Origin of the sequence: Sphingomonas kyungheensis (assembly GCF_037120395.1) — a bacterium.
In the GTDB taxonomy this organism is placed as follows: domain Bacteria; phylum Pseudomonadota; class Alphaproteobacteria; order Sphingomonadales; family Sphingomonadaceae; genus Sphingomonas; species Sphingomonas kyungheensis.
In genome coordinates this window covers 120,592-135,972 of the sequence record NZ_JBBBDM010000009.1, presented here as the reverse complement: position 1 = coordinate 135,972, position 15,381 = coordinate 120,592, and the positions used below count along the sequence as shown (strand labels likewise).

Sequence of the window (15,381 nt, the reverse complement as noted above, 5' to 3'; positions counted from 1 at the left end):
GCTTCACCTGCGCTCATGCGCGACAACACCCGTCGGTCTCTGGTCGCAGCTGGATGAAAGACAGGGGTCACGTCAGTTCGCGCCGCCCTCGTCAGTGACGGGGAAGTCGCACTCGACGAGCTGGCCGGTCTGGCGCTCGAAGTGGAGGCACATGGTGTTGCCGTTCGCCCGGCCGGTGTAGCGGTCCTTCACGCAACGGAAGGTCGAGTAGTTCCGCATCGCGGGGTCTTCGGCTTGCGTGTTGCCCTCCAGGCCAAAGGCGTAGTGCGGCCAGGCACCCATGGCCCGTGAGCCCTTGAAGTGCTTTAGGCTGACGTGGCCGCCCTCCTCGCCCAGCTAAAGCCCAGGCAGGAGCGATGTGCGGCCGCCGGCTACAGGCTTCGTCTTATTGGCAGGCCCATGCACCTCAAGGACTGTGTAGGCCTTCGGAGCCCCGCCTTCTTTCGTGACCAGAACGTCTACCATGAAGGAGGACTTCAGGGGGTTGACCGTGCTCCCGACCATGCCCCTCTTCATATCGTTCGTCGTCTTAGCAAAGTATACTGGCAGGGGATCGGCCGACGCGACCCGCACAATCGCCCGGTCTCCCGTCCTCCCGCGCTCTTTCGCCGGCCCCGAATTTGCCTGGTGCATCATCATAATGACACCGCGCAAAAGCTCCGGCTCATCCTGCATAATCTGGTCGACCTTCAAGGCCTCTGCGTGATTGTCTAGTGCTCGTGCGGCGTTGACCGCGATACGATCGAGCTGAGAGGAGCTATAGCTCGCTTCAATCTCGACAATCCGTTCCTTCGTCTTACTCCGGTACTTTATGTGCGCCACGTCAAGGCGAGCGTCAGGCAGTCCGCTTAGCGGCTTCACAAGCTCGCGAAGGTCAGCGGCGGTGTCCGGGTCCATGGCGGGGGCCGCCTCGTCTGCCGGCCTGATCCCAGCGAACGCATTGAGCCCTTCCCGTGCCCTCTTAACGAAGTCTCCCACCTCAACAGCGGTGTTGGCGGCGCTAAGAACCTGTCCCATCATAGGGACGTAAGGTGCAAGGAGCGCCACAATGCTCCCCTGCCGTATCTCCGTGACCGCGAGCCGGGCGCCAGACCTGGACGTTCGCGCAAACAGCCGATCGATTGCAAGGAAGCTGTCGGCTAGCTCGGTCAGCGGAACGGGATCGTCAGAGCCGAAAATAAACTCGGCGGTATCGACTAGCTCTTCTGTGCCTTCAGCCATTTGCGCACCCTCTCATTGGCTGGACACTGCCAACTGATCGCCAATGAAGAAAGTGATGATTAGGCGCTCATGTCCTAGGAAGGCACCATAAGTCTTTGAGGTAGGAGCGAACCCTCCGCCTGCGAGCCACCATGCGCCGTGATTCTTGCTGGCGACGGCAGGGCGTCGTTTAGATGGCGTGCCCACAATACCCCGGAGAGAGTCACCAGAGGGCAGTGAAGATCGCCGACCTACCCGAGTAGCCGAAAGCGCCTAAAGTTGCCCTAGGGGCCCTCTGCGGGCCATTGTACGGCACCAGCTATTAGGCAGTGGCTCACCCCACAGCGAACAAATCATCCGTCAGCCTTTACCGGTGCCACGAGCCGGATGTCACGATCGGCACCGGAGCTTCAGCCCGAGACTCCTGATTGTACCAATCGCCTTGTAGCGCTCAAAGTGCTCGACGAGCCCAGCAGCGACGAGTGGCGATACGGTGTCGCAGGAGGCGGCGCATTTGATGCGGTCCGCCCTTAAAGGACTTAACGTCGCCCTCAGGCTGTGGACATCCATGTCATGGCCCACGCATCAAGGCACTTTTTGTCCCGTAACCCCTATAGGTATCTTAAAGGCCCTATAAGCCTTCTATAAGTTAAACAATAACACCTACTATAAGGTACTTAAGGCCCTTAAGGGGCTGGACCAATGTCATCCGGCGATTGCTCGTCACGCCTTTAAAGGCTTCACTTGCCGGAATGTAGGCAGCCATTAAGTCTCTCGGCCTCATAACGCCCGAGGAGCTTCCCAGAGAGCCGATATGCCCTTGAGGGCTATGATGATAGCCATGAGGCCACGGACGAATCCTGCGACCCCTCTCCGTTCGATTTAGAGGCATGCCGCTTGAGAAAATGGACTGTGCTTATCCTGTCAGCAAGGCCAAAGCCCTTCACGGTAGCCACAAGCTCCGGAGTTGCCATGAATAGCGGTGCCCTTGCGACCCCCGCCGCATCCCGATAGCCCGGCACGTGCTCGACGAGCTGGGCGGCCACCAATGGGCCGATAACGTCCTCGAAGGACGTGCGGCTGACAGACAGGCCAGTGAACGACTCTTTGCGCGTCGACAGCTTCATCGCATAGCCCCGCGACGCAAGCTCAACGACCTCCCCTACGATCGCCCCAAGCGCACCATCGAGCTTCTTTAAGGTCGCGGCGCCCACTCGGGTCTTGCGGCCCTCCAGCTTCGCCGGGAGGACGTAGCGGTTCATCAGGTCCCTACAGAGCGCAAGGGCCTCGGGGGAAGCTGGGCGACGCGTCAGGTCCGCGTAGCCAGCGTCATCGGCCCGGCGGCGGCGCTCAGTGGGCGACAAGTCACTCCAAGGGCGCCAGGTCATGAGGACACCTCGGGGGTGAGCGGTTGGACGCCAAAGTCCCTCGGCGCTGTGCGCTCACGGCTCGGCCGAGCCCAGACCGTCTCACTACGCGATAGGCCTTCAACGGCCTCAAAGCCGCCGAGAACCTGTGTTTTATCGTAGCAACACACCCGATTAATTTCCCGTGACCTTCCCGGCCGCCGCGCCATCGAGACGCGCCACCAAGTTCCGAACAGACGATGCATGCCACTTACCCTTACGGGGGGTCTCATAGCCCTGAGCGTTCAACTCGGCCGCGATGGCTCCGAGTGAGACAACGCCCCGCCCCTTAAGTTCCTCAACGGTATCACGAAGGCGCTCGGCAAACTTCTGTGCGCTAGCGGCCTGCGATAGAGCCGAGGCGGCGTTACCTTTCCCCGCACGATGAAGCGCCGCCGCACCATTTGGATTGCCGAGCTGCACCCCACGGACTTTCGCAGCGGCCAAAGCCGATTTGGTCCGGACAGAGATTAGCTCGCGCTCCTTCTCAGCGAGCGCCGCCATGATAGTCACGGTGAACCGATCGGCATGGGGCATGTCCGCCGCGACGAAGTCCACGCCGGTCCGCTGAAGCTTGAGGAGGAACTCAGCATCTCGGGACAATCGGTCCAGCTTGGCGATGACCAGCTTGGCCCCCATGAGCTGGGCTCGATTAATGGCTTTTGCCAGTTCCGGCCGATCGGCCCGCTTGCCGCTCTCGACCTCGACGAACGGCGGTGCGACCAAGTCCCAGCCCCGCTCGCGACATACCGCCTCAACTGCCTCTCGCTGAGCTTCCATGCCCAGGCCTGAGGCGCCTTGGCGAGCCGTAGAGACTCGGAGATATGCAACGGCACGCTGAGTCATCGGAGCACCATACAAGCTGACCTGACGGTCGTTACGCCGGTTTGTATGGCCCGTCAAGCGGCGAGAAAGATCGAGGAATGTGGTATGATCCGCCCCCATGGACACCTTCCGCATACCCAAAGCCCCCGCAGGCTCTGCCATCGCGCGTCTGACCCTCGCGTCAGCAACCTACGGCCGCGGCGTCACGGCCTCCCTCGCGATCGAGCGCACCATGCAGTCCACAGTCAGCACCGCGAGCTACGACTCGGTTGAGGAGGCGGAGGAACGCTCCATTGCAGCGGCTCGCCAGCAAGGCGCAGCGATCATCGTCATTGACGACAGGACCTAGCAGCCGAGGGGGGGCCTAAATGTCCCCAGCTCCGATCAAGCAGACCCGGCCCCGAGGCCAATGTCCCCGAACCTCCATCCAGGCCCTAGGTCTGCCATGCCACGCACCACATACGGGCCGGCCCGCCGCGGCCTGCGACCGCCCGGAGCCGGTGGGACGGGCAGGAAATGCAGCCAATCTCCACGGGTCCCCTCCGGCCCACGGCCATGGTACCAGCGGCATTTCCTAAGTATCGAAATCGAAATCGGGCGCTTCGCTAGAGCCGCGCTGCTGCCGCTCGGACCTCCACGCCCCCACGGCCCTCCAGCACCTCCAGCACCCGAATATAATTTGGCCCCCTACAGCCCCTATGTTTCTATATCGGCCCTAATTCCATGCCGTTCGAAACGAGTGGGAGTCTTTTCGTGCTGGGAGATCCATCGGCGTCACACTTATGACTCGTCGCCCTCATTTGAATCGCGACCCAACTCTTCTAGCTCACGCATCAATTCGTATTCACGCTTAGACAGGGACGATAGCTGGTCCCTAACGCTTTCCATCGAATCTCTTCCTTGCGAATCCAGCACTCCCCTTAAATCCGCCCTTTGAAACACAGTAAGAGAGTGATTTAACCTTGATTTATCTTCGCGGATTCTATTTAACGTAGAATTGGTATTCCACATCATAAGCTTACGTGCAGCGGCGCTGGCTAATTCAAACTTATATGTCTGAGAATTTGTTTGACTGGGCGCCTCTTCTGCATGTTCAACCCTAGCAACAACCTCCGGGTCGACCCTCTGAAGCGTTAGCAATTGAGACAAAGAAACAAGATATATAGACTGACCACCACTTGCGTTGGAGTACTCCTCAGCTAAGTCTGATCTCACCCGAAAAGTGTTTGCAGCGTTTTTGACCCACCAATCATCTTTTTTCTCATTCGTTGCCAGAATACAATGCTGCTTCCGACTTGCTCCTTCTTGCAGGACCGTCTGCCAGATCAGGTAATCTCCAATTCCGGTATCGGCTTTGTCGTCAAGAAACCCCGGCGCTATCTTATTCTTTTTGCGCGTTAACCAAATTGCGGCTTGCTGTGCCTTTTTGGCGTCATCCCACTCCAGCTCAACGATACTTCCTGATAGAGATTGGCGGTACGCCTCTGTTACTCGATCATCCATATTGTTTTGCACGTCGGCTCGAACCGCGTTAAGCTGATCCTTTAGTTGCCTTGCACTTTGCTTAGCCATCTCATATTTTGGAACGCCCTCGAAAAAGGAAATTCCTTTACCAAATATTTCGTCTATACTTCTATCCGCCGCCTCAGATAACGATTTATCAATATCAGCCAACTTTCGCAGCTTGTTTTTGTGAAATTCCCTAAGTGATCGAGCTGGGACGACCAGTCGATTATCGGACGCTATTTTCTCGTAGAGTGAGGCAACCTCTGCAAGGGGTTGTGTATCAAACTCATAAGGCGCGAGTAAGACACTGGCATCAAGCACAACAAATGCCGTCTCAAACGCTTTCTCTAGTGCTGGCTCCACTCTCTGAATTAGCGATAGCGGATCCTTGTATTGAGATTCTAGTAGGAATATCCTCTCGACATCAAAAGTTGGATCCGGCTTTTTGTCACCGCCTCTATTTTCAGCCACTCAGAGTCTCCTCACGAAATAATGTAGAGGTAAGGCGTTGCACGGCTGATGCGCAACGAAAATTTTGCAAGTGGACGAAAGACGCTGGCTCAGCTTAGGTCGGGCATTCTGCTCAGCATACCGTTCGACGGATGGAACCCCAAATACCCGGCCGCCACGGCCTAGCCCACGAGTCTGAAGATTTGATCGACCAAGAGGGGGACCAATTAGTGCTGACTTGTGCACAACATTCCACAGATGGCGATAGTCCTCGTCCAAAGATGGGCGGAAGTGCGCCCCCCTCCTTAGCGCCTCAAGACCCTCCCGCCGACCGGTGTCGAAGGGTCGCGCTCCTGCCAATGAGCATATCCCATGTCCCACTTCCCGCAGCCGCCGTGCGCTGGCTTGCTATCGTTCCGCGGCTTCACAGTACGCTACGTCATCGAAGAAGATGGCCACGCATGGCTCGTCGCGCGAGACATCCTCAACCTCCTCGGTCTTGATATGTCTCGATCGCCCGGACGTTGCCTTGCATCGCTTCCGGAAGCCGATCGCCCCCTACACTCCGTCGAGACGTCCCACGGTTTCCAGAGGGCCCGTATGGTCTCACCTTCCGGCGCCGTCGCTTTGACCAAGCTGCGCAAGCGTGCGCTCGACGCTCAAGTCCGTTCATTTCTCGTGGGATCAGCGACGATCCTTGGAGCCTCCGACCTTTGATTAACGAAGTTACCCTGCCAATCGGCAAGAAGAATATCCGAGCCGTGATCGCGGACGGCGACGTCTGGTTTACCGCCCTTGACCTTTACGATTCTCAGAACCGCTTCACTGACAAGAAGCATCTGGCTTGCTTCGATCGCCGCCACCTTCGCCTTCACACCTTTCCGACCGACAAAGGACCTAAGCGCCTGACGCTGGTCTCGACACTTGGTGCTATCACTGTCGCCAAAGGCTTCCCGAGGCCGACTGATAGAATCATGGACGCCTGGGTCCGCAAACAGGTCCAGCTTCTCGGCTTTGATCGTCCGGCAATGTTGCTCGTCGCCGATGGTGGCCTTCCGACAATGCCGAAGGACAGCATCTGGAACGATCGCTGGGACTGGGATGCCTTAAAGGCGGCCAATCCCACAGCGAGGCGCAACCCACCCCAAGCCGATGTACCAGAACTCGATGACGACGACGTTCCAGCGCCACCGGTCAAGCCCACCCAAGCGGAGATAGACGCGGATTGGGAGGCGATGATGGATGCGGAGCGCGAGATAGTAACTCTGCCGACAAAGGCGAAAAAACCAAGACATAAGCCGCGGCAATGAGTTCTCCCCGCGGCCGTGCCCGATTATCATTACCAAGGACTAAAGCGCATGGGGCTCTTCAGTGGCTCCAGCACAACTAAGACTACAGAGAAGACCGATACGGGCCCCAGTGCCTTTCAGTCTCCCTATCTGACCAACGCCTTCAACTCGGCACAGGACATTTACAACGGATCGAAGGACACCCCGTACTACCAAGGGGCGACCTACGCCGGCATGAGCCAAGAGGCGAAGGACGCCCTGTCCAAGCTCAAGAGCTACGCCTCGGGCACCGGCCTCGACACCGCGTCGACCCTCAGCTCCCTCGGGACCCAGATGGCCGGCTACGGCTCGAAGGCCGCAGCAGCGACCGACCAGTTTGCCGCGATGGCCGCACAGGACCCGACACAGGCGAACATCGCCGCTGCGACGGCATACGCAAACAACCCCGCCATCCAGGGGATGATTGACGCCAACTCGCGAGACATCACGCGCAACCTGTCGGAGGACATTCTCCCCGGCATCGATCGCGCGGCCTCGGCGACGGGCAACATCAACTCCTCACGGGCCGGTGTCGCATCCGGTATCGCCCAGCGCGGCGCGGCGGACCGTATCGGCGACATCTCGGCCTCGATCCGAGGCGATGCGTACGACAAGGGCCTCTCGATGGCTCAGAGCGACCGCGCGACCAACCTGTCCGCACTTGGTCAGGCCGCCAGCTCCTACGGGAACCTCGCGTCCTTTGGCGTCGATGCGCTCGGGAAGTCGAACGATGCGGCCTACAACGCCTTCAACACCATCAATGGCGCGAACAGCGCCGAACAGGCGGACCGTCAGGGCCAGCTCACGGCCGACTTTACGAAGTGGCAGGGCGAGGACACACGCAAGTCGGACCTCTTGGGCCGGTTCGCGAACGTCGTAGCCTCTAACCAATGGGGCCAGTCAGGCACTAGCGAGGGGACCAGCAAGTCCACTCAGGCCGGCTCGATCCTAAACCAGATCATGGGCGCCGCCGCATCAGGCGCGAGCATTTACAAGAGCTTCCAGCCCGCCAGCATTTACACAGGCCTCAAATAATGTTCGACTACTCCACGCCCATGGGCTCCCCCTTGGGTCCCCTCGGCGCACCACCGAACCTTCCGCCCTCGACGCCCTCCCCCGCTCGAATGGCCCCAACAATCTCAGCGCCCACGCCGGATAGTCCCACCCCCGCGCTCAGTCAGACGGCGATGATCGCCAACCTCCCCAAGCCGCCGCCGCGCAAGGGGCCATCGATTTGGGATAGGGACCACATCTCAGAGACTTTGGCGGGCATCGGCGCCGGCTTCTTCGCTAGCCAGAACTTCGGCGACGGACTGGGGGCGGCGGCTCAAACCATCGCAGGCCGCAGCAAACAGCTTCGCGAGGAGCAGCGCCCCGACTTGACCTACGGCGGCCCAGGCGACCAGTTCGAGATTGCTACCGATCGACGCACAGGGGCCCGCACGATCCGCGAGGTCCCCGAGTTTCGAGCGGCCACCGAACGCGCCGCCGCGGCCAAGAACGCGCCGAGCTTTGATACCATAGCCGATCGCCGGGCCCGCGCCATGTACGCCATTTCCACTCAGGTGCCGCTCGAGCAGCGAGCAGCGGCCTATAGGGACCTTCTGGCGAACCCCGAGCACTACCAAGTGGATACCACGGGAATGCCGGAAGAGTGGGACGACACCTACGGCACCCTCGCGGGCACCATGGGCCTCACCGTCAACCAGGGGCTTTCCCAGCGCCGGAATGATGCCAACCTTGAAGATGTGATGCGGCACCGCAGGGTCGCGGAGGGCCAAGGTGAACGGCGCGTCCAGCAAGGCGACGCACGAACCCAGCAAGGCGCCCAACGCACTGCCGCCAGCGTCGCAAAGCTTCGGACCCCACCGGCGTCCGCCCGCAAATCCAAGATCAGCTCGGCCAATTCAGACCTGAGCTACCTACTTAAATAAGGAATACCATGGCAGACCCCTTGAAGGAGCGCATTTCGCTCCTCGAAATGGGCGAAGCGCAGGGCAAGCTTCAGCCGCAACACGCGGCGGAGCTGGCTCGTTATCGTGCCTCCGGGGCAACGAAGTCGACAGCCGCTCCAGCCCCCACCAGCCCTAACGCCGCCCCAAGCCGCCCCGCCCCCGTTACGCTCGACGCGCCCGCTACGGTGCCGAAGGGTCAAGCAGCGCAGGCAGCTTACGCCAAGGTTGCGGCGCTCCGCTCGATGAAGAAGCAGCTTAATCGCGTTCATGAGCTGTACGATCGGAACATGTCGGATAGCGGTGCCTCGGGACTCAAAGAGTTCAATCCCTTCAGAGCCGCCAATCAAGAATTTGATGGTGCGGTGGCCGGGGTCCCGATGTTGGCCCGCCAGGCCTTCCGGGTTGCAGGATCGGGCTCGGACTCGGACGCGGAACTCAAGCTTATTACGGACGCGCTCCCGAACCGCTGGTCCTTCGACGGCACCAACAAGGAACGCTTCCGGACCCTAGACTCCCTCATGGCGGACATGATCGGCAACAACGCGGGCCTTGCGGGCTATAGCCGTGAACAGGCTGCCGCGCTCCGTGCCGAGAACCCGTATAGGCCGGCGGGCAAGCCTCCCCTCCCTAAGGCTCCGCCGCGCACCTCCAGGCCCCAAGGTGGCCGTGTCGTCCTCGACATCAATGGGAACCCGGTTCGATGAGCACGACCATTCGCCTCCCGAACGGGCAGGAAGTCGAGATACAGACCGATGACCCCAAGGCCGCCGCACGTGCAGCAAGGGGCTACTGGCAACGGCAGGCGACCTCCCAGCGCCAGTCGACCCCAAAGCCCCGCACGGGCTGGCAGACCGCTGGCGACTTTCTAGGCGACACGATCGACAACCTGATCCCCAACTTCGGCGATGAGATTGCAGCGATCCCCGACGCAGCCAGAGCGGCCGTTAAGGGCCAGCCTGTCGGCGAGGCGTTCAACCGTGGGCGCCGTGAGTTCCGACAGCATCAGGCGCAGTACGACAAAGAGCATCCAGCACTCGCATGGGGAAGCACCCTGACTGGCCTAGGAGCCTCGCTGGCGCTTCCGGCGGGCCGTGTGGCTTCCGGGGCCGGGATGGCCGCTAAGCTTCTCCACGGGGCCGCTGTGGGGGCCCTGTACGGCGGTGTCGCTGGTGCGGGCGAAGGTGACAGCCTGGGCGAACGTGCCAACAATGCCGCGACGGGTGCGCTGGCTGGGGGTGCCCTTGGGGGCGCGATGACCCCGGCCACGGCGGGCTTGGTCCGTGCGGGACGATTTGCCCGCCAAGCGATCCCAGGCGCGGATGGTGCAGTTCGCGGCCTCGCCAACGTGCCCCGCTCCGTCATGCGTAAAGCGCGCATCACTCGGGAAGCGGACCGTCAGACACAGAGCGCCCGCTTCATGAATACCCGTATGAACCAGGGGCATATCGCGACGGGCTTTGGCCAACAGGGCGCCGCCGCCACCCCTGACACGCTTATGGCGGAGGTGCAGCGGCGACAGGCACTCGGCGTCCCTGCCTACCTTGGCGACGTCAGCGATGCCATGCGGACCACCACGAGTTGGGCTTCGCGCGGCGAGGGCCCAGGGCAGCGGATGGTCAAAGCCTCGTTGGATCGCCGCAAGAGCGAAGAGGCAGCACGTGTGCGTGGTCACATTGTCGACCAACTCGGCCCTGTATCGGTCGATCCGGTGCGCCAGGTCCAACAGTACAGCGAACGCGCACGGCAAGAAGCCGGCCCGATGTACGCCGAGGCTTATGCGCAGCCGATGGTCCTGACGCCCGAGATGCGCGGCATCATCCGGACGCCCGCCTTCCAAGACGCTGTCCCCAACGCGGTACGCAACATCAGGAACGCTCAGCGCGACCCTGAGGCCATGGGCTTCGTCATGGGCCGAGACGGGCAATTCCTGCCGGACCAGCATCAGTTCCTCTCGACCGAGGGGTTCGATCAGGTCATCCGCGCCATGCGGGACAATGCCGAACGGAGCATGGAGCCTTCACGGTTTCCCGGTGGCCGCCCAACCAACACCACCGACTCAGTCCACATCAACGCCCGAGCCGGCGACCTACGCGATCAGCTTGCGGCTCAGAATGGGGCCTACCGGGCCGCGCAGGCAACCTACGCTGACGCGATGGGGATGCGGGACGCCTTCGAGAACGGCCAAGACATCCGGAGCCTTACCGGCCCCGAGATTGCCGCTCAGGCCCGGAGCGCACCGCAGGCCAACGCAAGGGACGCTTGGTCAATCGGAGCCCGAACGACCATGGCCAACCGCGCCAGCGAGTATGGGACGAACCACCCTACCGGCGACACGGCAGCGGACATCCGTCGCATGTTGGGAGATGAGTCTAAGCAAGCTGCAATCCAGGCGATGATGCCTGACCGCCCCAACGCCATCGCCGGCCTTCAAGAGCGCCTTGAGGCTGAACGTCAAGGCAACATCCTCTGGAAGGACGTACAGGGCAATTCCAAGACAGCCGAGCGGCAGCAGTCGGACAAAGATATGGACCAGGCACTCGGAACGATGGAAATCCCATCCATGACGCCAACCGCGCTCGCGACCAAGGCTGCCAACCTCATGGCGGCAGGAGTGTCGAAGGGCATCCGTCAGGACGTGAAGGACCATGTGGCCCGGATCGTGACTGAGGGGGACCCCCATCGCCTTCAGGCACTCATCAACGAGGTTACGGCCGTAGCGGAGCGGGACCGCACCTTCGCGGACCGGCTGCATCGTGCAGGCCTTCTCCCGACGAAAGTAGGCGCGATGAACTCCGAGGCCCCTGAGCCTCGACAGTTCTCGTCTAACCCCGACTTCTATCGGCCTGATGAGGATGGAGGGTACTGATGCCCTCCAAGCCTACCGGACGCCCTCGCGGTCGCCCCAAGGGCTCCAAGAACGTACCGAAGCTTGAAGCCTTTGTGGCCGAAAGCCTTGTGGCGCCGCCGATAATGGCCCCCATCGTTCCTCCAAGGGCGCCACGGGGGCCATGGGCGGGCATGACGGCGGAGGAGCGCTCAGCGTACTCTAAGGCACTCAACGCCAAGCGGAAGAGCCGTCAGGGCCCACAGCGCCATGGGGTGCCCCGAGGGATGACGTCGGCGCAATTCGAACACCACCAGTCCACTCAAGAGCCGATCATCGCAAAGGTCATGGAGAAGCTCGCCGAGCGCGGTCAGCTCCCTGAGCACCCCTGGGCCCTAGAGGCCTTAGAGGTGGCGATGAAGGTGTTGCGGTCGCCTGTAATGCCGAGGGACAAGATCGCCGCCGCCCGGCTCCTCCTCGACTTCGTCCTGTGCAAACCGCACACGACGGTCAATCGGCCGATTGCCACCGCAGAAGACCTCTTGGCGCAAGTCACCAACGCCATCAGATGACATAGCGTCTCGGCGCTTAATGCAGCGCTAGCCCCCTAAATACTCAAGCCCTTCGTGATCCTTTCGGATGCGAGGGGCTGTTTATTTCATCAACATGTCGTCTACCGGGCTGAAACAAAGAAGGCGACCTGGACTTGCAGCGTCCAGACCGCCCATAGGCTGTGATAAGGGGTCCATCCTCAGCACATCACACACGGCATATTGCAGCTATGCCGTACACCCTTCGGCCTTGCAGCGGGTCCTTCGCCGCTCAGCCGGACTCTGGAAGTTCACCCAGACACTTTAGGAGGCAGCAAGCAGGGCTTCGAGGTCCGAACGCTGCAAGATGATGCTCTGTGGCCCATCCTCGCTGTTCTGGAGCAGAACGAAAACACCTTCCCCCATGCTTCGGGCTTCGCCGTCGACCAAGTCGATCACATCGCTGTTACGCATCATCTTCCAGTCCCCGCCCCTTGCCGAACCGGATTTGGCTCGACGCCCTAAGGCGATGACTTGCTACTCTGCAACGACACTTAACGTCAATCCAGTGTTGTTGATTTATTCGCGTGACAAACTGCAACATTCCTCATGCGTAGAACGTTCCCGAATGTATAAATTCTTGAAACGGTACGCTTAGAAGTATCTACTAGGTTGCCACCCTGGCGCGTTGCAGCCATTCCGCCACGATAGAACAAGGGGACTACGAAGATGATCTTTGCCGAGGCTCTTGACCGCTATGGTCGCGAAGTGTCCGCGCGAAAGCTTGGTGCTCAGAGCGAGGTGTATAGGCTCGGCACGATCCGAAAGTCGCCGATCGCGAGCCTTCCTTTGGCAGAAGTCACGCCGGAAGCCGTTGCCCGTTACCGCGACGACCGGGCCGCGGAAGTCAGTGCCTCCTCAGTCCGCAATGAGTTGTCCCTGATCCGCAGGACCCTAGAGGAGGCCCGCCTCTCCTGGGGATTTGCCCTCCCGGTCAACAGCGCCTCCGCGGTCACCCCCCCGCCCCCAGGACCTGAGCGCACCCGCCGTGTCGGCGATCGGGAGCTTACCGGGCTCTTGGCAGAACTTGAGGGTAGTCCTGTCGTCAAGGCGTTGGTGAACTTTGCCCTTCTCACTGCCCTGCCTCGCCGGGAGCTGCTATCGCTAGACTGGGGGCAAATTGATCGTTCGGCCGGCCTCCTCTCGGTGCCTGCTAGCGCCAACCGCCCCGGCCGGCATGTGCCCCTTACCGATAAGGCGCTCGCTGTCCTGGAGAGCCTTGAGGGGCGTGAGGGCCCGGTGTTTCCGGTCGACGCTTGCGCCCTACGGTGGGCCTGGGGCCAGGCATGTGCCCGCGCAGGCATCCGCGACTTGCGGTTCCAGGACCTCCGCCACGAGGGGTGCTTACGGCTGTTTGAGGCCGGCCTCTCAGTCCCAGAGGTCGCCGCGATGACCGGGTTACGCAATCCCTCTCTGATCTTCCGAGGCGACAGTGCGTCAGCGGATGAGTTACGGGAAAAGCTTAAGCTCGTCCACCGAGGCAGCACCGTGGGGCCTGCCTAGTTGCGGACGGTACACGCTTCGAGTACACCGATGGTCCGCCGAATTGGCGAAACCGACGCGTTTCTGCGGTTGTTGTGGTAGGCTGACCCAGTCCTCTTCTGGGCACCATTTTCCAAAGAGCAGCAGGCTCGCGATCCGAACGGTCGCGGGCTTTTGCCCGTTTCGAGGAGGCACGGGCGCGAATGGCATCGGGCGAAGATCTTCGACCTGCCGCTCCTGCACCTTCGCGCTACCGGGCATGACTTGCCGCGACCCGCTACTCGCCGTCCACGCCCTCACGAAGTTGTCGCGCAGACCTTAAGCGCCATCCCAGAGCAGGCATCAGCTTCGGACGAAATATGTCATTAACCGATAACCGAACCACTTTGACCGGCAATTGCTCGACGCGTTGCCCGCAAATCACCGATGCGAGACAGGCCGCCCCATCTTGCGATGCAATTCCCTTTGCATAAGTCGTCGCCTCCTTCGATACCCCGTAAGCGTGACGAAGGGAGAGTGATGTGCAGGAACCGAACGTCGACAATTGGTTTCAAGCCTTCTCCGCCGAGAAGAAGCGGCAGGGCGCGGTCGATCGCAGCCGGGTGGTGAGCTTGCGCGGCAGCAGCGAATTGCTGCGGATCGTCGACGAGGTCCGCGATCATTATCGCACCCCCTTTGCCGCCATCTCGATCATCGACCGGCGCTCGCAGCTGTTGCTTGCCGAACGCGGCCTCGGTTACGCCGAGACGGCTCGCAGCACCGCCTTTTGTGCGGTAACGATCCAGCAGGGCGGGCGGGCGCTGGTCGTGCCCGACGCGCGGACCGATGTGCGCTTCGCCGGCTATGAGTCGGTGACCGGCGATCCCTATATCCGATTCTACGCCGGCGTGCCGATCCACGACGACGGCGGCATGGCGCTCGGTGCGATCTGCGTCGCCGACAATGCGCCGCTCGCCGCCGGTTTCGACCGGTCGCTGCTGGTGCGCATGGCGCGCGAGGCCGAACGCGCGATCGCCGAGACGCTGCCGCCCGAACCGCCGGCGGCGCCGACCGCATGGAGACTCCGCCTCGATTCGGACGTCTGAGCGCCGGCTCAGTCGCGCACGGTGACGCCCGCGGCGGCGAGCGCGCGGTCGATCGCGTCGACGCTCGTCCCCGAACCGGCCGGCATCGCGATCGCGCGGGTCAGCGGCCGCAGGATCGTCGCGGCGAACCCCTCGCGCCGCGCGTCGAGCGCCGACCAGCCGACGCAGAAATCATACGCCAGACCGACGAAGACGCAGCGCGTCACGCCGAGATCGCGCAACGCACCGGCGAGCCCGGTGCGCGTCCTCCGGTCATTCTCGAAGAAGGCGGAATAGGAATCGACTGCCGGGTCGATCCCCTTGCGGACGATCAGCCGCGCGCGCGCGACCGCCGCCGCCACGGCCGGATGGAAATCGGCGCCGTCGCTGCGTTGCAGGCAATGGTCGGGCCACAGCACCTGGTCGCCATAGGGCATCGCGATCACCTCGTACGGCGCGCGGCCGGCATGGCTGCTCGCGAACGAGCCATGGCCGGCGGGATGCCAGTCCTGCGTCACCACGACATGCGCGAAGCGTTCGGCGAGCGTGGCGATCGGCGCCATCACCGCATCGCCCCCGGCGACGGCGAGCCGTCCGCCCGGGCAGAAGTCGTTCTGCGGATCGACGATGACGAGCGCCTCGGCGCCGTCGGACGGATGGGCTCGGCTGGTCATGGCGGCTGTGTAGCGCGTCGCCGTGCCGCCGCAACGCCATGACGATTCGCCTGCGCCCGAACACCCTGCGCCGGGCG

The 15,381-nt window shown here is 61.9% G+C and carries 15 protein-coding genes; 9 read left to right on the top strand and 6 right to left on the bottom strand.

The features are described 5' to 3' along the window. Positions 1 to 72: 72 nt before the first annotated feature. The 4 genes from V8201_RS15410 to V8201_RS15395 form a co-directional block, all read right to left on the bottom strand. A complete protein-coding gene (locus V8201_RS15410) occupies positions 73 to 282 on the bottom strand; it encodes a hypothetical protein (RefSeq protein ID WP_336545839.1) in 210 nt (69 codons plus the stop codon). A gap of 54 nt (positions 283 to 336) precedes the next feature. Further along, positions 337 to 1,221, bottom strand: a complete 885-nt coding sequence (locus V8201_RS15405; protein WP_336545838.1) for a hypothetical protein — start codon at positions 1,219 to 1,221, stop codon at positions 337 to 339. Between the two features lie 806 nt (positions 1,222 to 2,027). Next, the gene (locus V8201_RS15400; RefSeq protein ID WP_336545837.1) at positions 2,028 to 2,462 is read right to left on the bottom strand and encodes a hypothetical protein; all 435 of its coding nucleotides are present in this window, start codon (positions 2,460 to 2,462) and stop codon (positions 2,028 to 2,030) included. Positions 2,463 to 2,741: 279 nt separating this feature from the next. Beyond that, positions 2,742 to 3,452 (bottom strand): recombinase family protein, encoded by a 711-nt coding sequence (locus V8201_RS15395; protein WP_336545836.1) that lies wholly within the window; start codon positions 3,450 to 3,452, stop codon positions 2,742 to 2,744. Between the two features lie 97 nt (positions 3,453 to 3,549). Here V8201_RS15395 and V8201_RS15390 point away from each other — a divergent pair, with 97 nt between their 5' ends. Beyond that, positions 3,550 to 3,780: a hypothetical protein gene (locus tag V8201_RS15390; RefSeq protein WP_336545835.1), complete on the top strand. Its 231-nt coding sequence runs from the start codon at positions 3,550 to 3,552 to the stop codon at positions 3,778 to 3,780. 431 nt (positions 3,781 to 4,211) lie between these two features. Here V8201_RS15390 and V8201_RS15385 read toward each other — a convergent pair whose 3' ends face one another. Next, positions 4,212 to 5,408 carry a PIN-like domain-containing protein gene (locus V8201_RS15385; RefSeq protein WP_336545834.1) on the bottom strand — a complete coding sequence of 399 codons (1,197 nt, stop codon included), beginning with the start codon at positions 5,406 to 5,408 and terminating at the stop codon, positions 4,212 to 4,214. 692 nt (positions 5,409 to 6,100) lie between these two features. Between V8201_RS15385 and V8201_RS15380 the strand changes: the two genes are divergently transcribed. The 8 genes from V8201_RS15380 (at position 6,101) to V8201_RS15350 (ending at position 14,651) form a co-directional block, all read left to right on the top strand. Beyond that, positions 6,101 to 6,697 carry a hypothetical protein gene (locus V8201_RS15380; RefSeq protein WP_336545833.1) on the top strand — a complete coding sequence of 199 codons (597 nt, stop codon included), beginning with the start codon at positions 6,101 to 6,103 and terminating at the stop codon, positions 6,695 to 6,697. Positions 6,698 to 6,745: 48 nt separating this feature from the next. Further along, entirely contained in the window at positions 6,746 to 7,750 is a 1,005-nt protein-coding gene (locus V8201_RS15375) for a hypothetical protein (RefSeq protein ID WP_336545832.1), read from the top strand. 152 nt (positions 7,751 to 7,902) lie between these two features. Then, the gene (locus tag V8201_RS15370; RefSeq protein WP_336545831.1) at positions 7,903 to 8,649 is read left to right on the top strand and encodes a hypothetical protein; all 747 of its coding nucleotides are present in this window, start codon (positions 7,903 to 7,905) and stop codon (positions 8,647 to 8,649) included. 8 nt (positions 8,650 to 8,657) lie between these two features. Next, positions 8,658 to 9,374, top strand: coding sequence for a hypothetical protein (locus V8201_RS15365; protein WP_336545830.1), 717 nt, complete (start codon positions 8,658 to 8,660; stop codon positions 9,372 to 9,374). Further along, a complete protein-coding gene (locus V8201_RS15360; RefSeq protein WP_336545829.1) occupies positions 9,371 to 11,536 on the top strand; it encodes a TrbL/VirB6 family protein in 2,166 nt (721 codons plus the stop codon). Before V8201_RS15365 ends, V8201_RS15360 begins: the two co-directional genes overlap by 4 nt. A gap of 245 nt (positions 11,537 to 11,781) precedes the next feature. Next, the gene (locus V8201_RS15355; RefSeq protein WP_336545828.1) at positions 11,782 to 12,066 is read left to right on the top strand and encodes a hypothetical protein; all 285 of its coding nucleotides are present in this window, start codon (positions 11,782 to 11,784) and stop codon (positions 12,064 to 12,066) included. Positions 12,067 to 12,753: 687 nt separating this feature from the next. Further along, complete coding sequence (locus V8201_RS19050; RefSeq protein WP_373276489.1) at positions 12,754 to 13,587, top strand: tyrosine-type recombinase/integrase; 834 nt, start codon at positions 12,754 to 12,756, stop codon at positions 13,585 to 13,587. Positions 13,588 to 14,087: 500 nt separating this feature from the next. Next, positions 14,088 to 14,651 carry a GAF domain-containing protein gene (locus V8201_RS15350; RefSeq protein WP_271300115.1) on the top strand — a complete coding sequence of 188 codons (564 nt, stop codon included), beginning with the start codon at positions 14,088 to 14,090 and terminating at the stop codon, positions 14,649 to 14,651. Positions 14,652 to 14,659: 8 nt separating this feature from the next. Here V8201_RS15350 and V8201_RS15345 read toward each other — a convergent pair whose 3' ends face one another. Further along, complete coding sequence (locus V8201_RS15345) at positions 14,660 to 15,304, bottom strand: nicotinamidase (RefSeq protein ID WP_037532489.1); 645 nt, start codon at positions 15,302 to 15,304, stop codon at positions 14,660 to 14,662. Between the last annotated feature and the right edge of the window lie 77 nt (positions 15,305 to 15,381).